Origin of the sequence: Paraburkholderia sp., assembly GCF_035501035.1 — a bacterium.
In the GTDB taxonomy this organism is placed as follows: Bacteria; Pseudomonadota; Gammaproteobacteria; order Burkholderiales; family Burkholderiaceae; genus Paraburkholderia.
The window spans coordinates 1-3,246 of record NZ_DATJWR010000130.1 but is presented as its reverse complement, the minus strand read 5'-3'; the positions used below and the strand labels follow the sequence as shown (position 1 = coordinate 3,246).

The following is a 3,246-nucleotide window of genomic DNA, read 5'->3' as shown; positions in this document are numbered from 1 at the left end:
CGCTAGTGTCGTGAGTTAGAAGTTCGTTGAATCAACTTCCCGTTCTTTCCGGAATGACGAAGTGCTGGTTAAAGAGTCGCTCGGACTCGCGCAGTCCTTCTTCCGTAAAGATCACGGACTTCGTCTTGTTGACAGGGTCTTCGATGAAGCCTCGTTCATGGAGTCGGTTCAGAACATCCCAGTCGAAACCCTTCCACGCACGGTATCGGTCATGCAGGGTGAGGTAGAGAAGCGCCAGGGAAACTTCATCAATTGCGTCGGTATTGATATTCATGATGCTCCTGCCACAGCCTTGCGGACCCGCACACAAAACCGTTCGAGGCTGGCCAGGATCTCATCCGCCGACTTGCTCCAGACAAACGGTTTGGGGTTCGCGTTATAGACGTCCAGGTAATGACGGATCGCGTCTTCGAGTTGACGTGTCGACCGGTGCGTGCCGCGTCGAAGGTACTTTTCAGTGAGCGCGGCAAACCATCGTTCGACCTGGTTAAGCCACGACGCCGACGTGGGTGTGAAGTGAACATGGAAGCGAGGATGACGAGCGAACCAGGCTTTGATCGAGGGCGTTTTGTGCGTGCCATAGTTGTCCATCACCAGATGCACATCCAGGTAAGACGGCACGCTGGCGTCGATGGTGCGCAGAAAGCGCACGAATTCGCTGCTGCGATGGCGCCGATGTACCTCACCGATCACTTCTCCAGTAGCGATATCCAGCGCCGCGAACAGGGTGGTTGTGCCGTGGCGCATGTAATCGTGGGTGCGTCGCTCAGCGATGCCGGGTGCCAACGGCAATACGGGTTGCGTACGATCGAGCGCCTGAATCTGGCTCTTCTCGTCCACGCACAGCACCATGGCCTTGAGTGGCGGGTCCAGGTAAAGCCCGACGATATCGCGTACCTTGTCGACGAACAACGGATCGCTGGAGAGCTTGAACGTTTCCTGCCGATGCGGCTGCAAGCCAAAAGCACGCCAGATCCGCGTGACCGCCGTTTGCGACAGTTTCATCTCGCGAGCCATCGTGCGCGTGCTCCAGTGAGTCGCTCCGACAGGCACGGACTCGAGCGTCTTCGCAATGAGCGCATCGACCCGCGCGTCATCAATCGTCCTCGGGGCGCCGGGCCGTGGTGCATCGAGCAGTCCGTCCAGACGATGGATGACGAACCGCGCCCGCCACTTCGAAACTGTTTGCTGAGTGACCCGAAGTGTCACCGCAACTGTCTTGTTGTCCATGCCGTCGGCACAGGCCAACACGATGCGCGCCCGCAATGCCAAGGCCTGCGCGGTCTTGCGTCGCATCGTCAGCGCTTGAAGTTCTTCGCGCTCCGATTCGCTCAGCACAAGCTCGCCTTTGGGCCGTCCGCTCATCGCTGCCTCCTCGTATCAAGTGCCACACAGAACACTTTAGTACGTGGTCGGCATCATTCAATGAATTTTCAACTCAGGACACTAGCGGTGTTTGTCAACGTAGTTGTCATGTCACTTCACGCGCACTGCTTTAATTCGACCGGCGGCATCCGCTCCGGATTGAGCCAGACTTCATCCTTCAATTCCCAATTGCGAGTCGAGCGGGACCAACGCTGCGGATTGCGTGCCTTTGCCTGCGCGTAGACCGCTTCCCGTTGTGCCAGCACCGCAGTGGCGACGCCGCTATGACGCTGCGCCGGCGTGACGAATTTCAGGCCGCTGTGTTTATGCTCGTGGTTGTACCAACGCACAAACTGCTGCGTCCAGGCGCGCGCCTCTTCAAGACTCGCGAATGCCTTGCGCGGATAGTCGGGTCGATACTTGCACGTGCGAAACAGCGCCTCGGCGTACGGGTTGTCGTTGCTCACGCGCGGTCGGCTAAACGAGGCCATCACGCCCAGGTTTTCGAGTGTGGCGAGCATCGTCGCGCCCTTCATCGCGCTGCCATTGTCCGAATGCAGCACCAGCGGACGTCCCGCGAGGCCCTCTGCGAGACTCGCACGCCGCATCAGCAACGCAGCAAGTTCAGCAGACTCCACTTCCTGCACTTCGTGACCCACGATCTTGCGGCTGAACACATCGAGCATCATGTACCAGTAGTAGTACTTGCCTTTGATCGCCGCAGGCAGCCACGTAATGTCCCACGACCAGACCTGATTCGGCTCCGTCGCACAATGGCTGGTGACCACGCGCGTCGAGGGCTGGCGTGCACGACCCCGGTGATGCTGCTGCGAGGCGCTTCGCAGCACACGGTAAAAGCTCGATTCCGACGCGAGGTACACGCCGCGGTCGGCCAGGCTCGGCACGATCTGGCTGGGCGGCAAGCTGGCGAACTCAGCGCTATTGGCCACCTCCAGAATCTGTTGCCGTTCGGCCTCGCTCAGCCTGTTGCGCGGCGCCGGCCGCTCGATCATGGTCCGACCATCAGCGCGCACCGCCTCGCCATCACGGACCCAGCGCTGGAAGGTGCGCAGGCTCAGGCCCAGCTCCTTGCAAGCGTTCTCCAACCGGCAGCCCGACTGGACTGCCTCGCGAATCAACGATATACACAACAGGCGATCCGGGACGTTGATCAGTCGTCCTCTTTGTCCCCCCAGACCGCCTGGGCTTTTTTTCTGAGAATCAGCAGCGCCGCCGCTTCCGCCAGGGCCTTCTCCTTGCGCTGCAATTCCTTCTCGAGCTGCTTGATGCGCTGCTTGTCCTCTTTGGACTGGTGGCGCTGCTCGCGCGCCTGCTCGGCAGCATTCGCGTTGGCGGCCTGACAGGCAGCCCGCCACGCAGCGATCTGTTCGGGGTATAGACCTTTGCGACGACAATACTCGGCCAGCTCCGCTGCGTTGAGCGCGGCGGCTTCCAGCACTACGGCAAACTTGTCTTCCGAAGACCATCCTTCGGGGTTCTTCCCGTCGCCCGGCACTGCCACCCCTCGTCCTTTCGCCTGTCGGCGCCACGTGTACAACGTCTGTTCGGTAATCCCCGTTTCTCGTGCTAGCGCCGACACCGGCGCATTCTCCGGCGGCATCATGCGACGCACGAGGGCTTCTTTTCTTTCTTCTGGGTAGGCTTTCATTCATCCCGATTCTACCGCCCCCGAACCATGTCTAAGAATCAAACAACATGACATCTATTCTGACGCCGGGGGGTAGCAAACTCGATCTCGACGCTAATGATCTTCATCGAGCCTCCTAACGGCGCTCATGATCGAGCCCGTTGGCAAGGCGCAGCGAGTCTGACGGCGTTATCGCCGCCGCCCGAGAGATCGGAGCGCCCACGGCGGGTGCG

General features: G+C 60.1%; 3 protein-coding genes. All 3 read right to left on the bottom strand.

The window, feature by feature from the left end:
- Positions 1–31 precede the first annotated feature (31 nt).
- Positions 32–274 (bottom strand): DUF6429 family protein, encoded by a 243-nt coding sequence (locus tag VMJ11_RS09250; protein ID WP_325619117.1) that lies wholly within the window; start codon positions 272–274, stop codon positions 32–34.
- On the bottom strand, positions 271–1,365 hold the full coding sequence (locus tag VMJ11_RS09245) for an IS630 family transposase (protein ID WP_325619116.1): 1,095 nt from the start codon (positions 1,363–1,365) through the stop codon (positions 271–273). Before VMJ11_RS09245 ends, VMJ11_RS09250 begins: the two co-directional genes overlap by 4 nt.
- Positions 1,366–1,481: 116 nt before the next feature.
- A protein-coding gene (locus VMJ11_RS09240) for an IS3 family transposase (RefSeq protein ID WP_325619115.1) occupies positions 1,482–3,034 on the bottom strand; the annotation gives its coding sequence in 2 pieces (ribosomal slippage) (positions 1,482–2,572 and positions 2,572–3,034; 1,554 coding nt in all).
- Between the last annotated feature and the right edge of the window lie 212 nt (positions 3,035–3,246).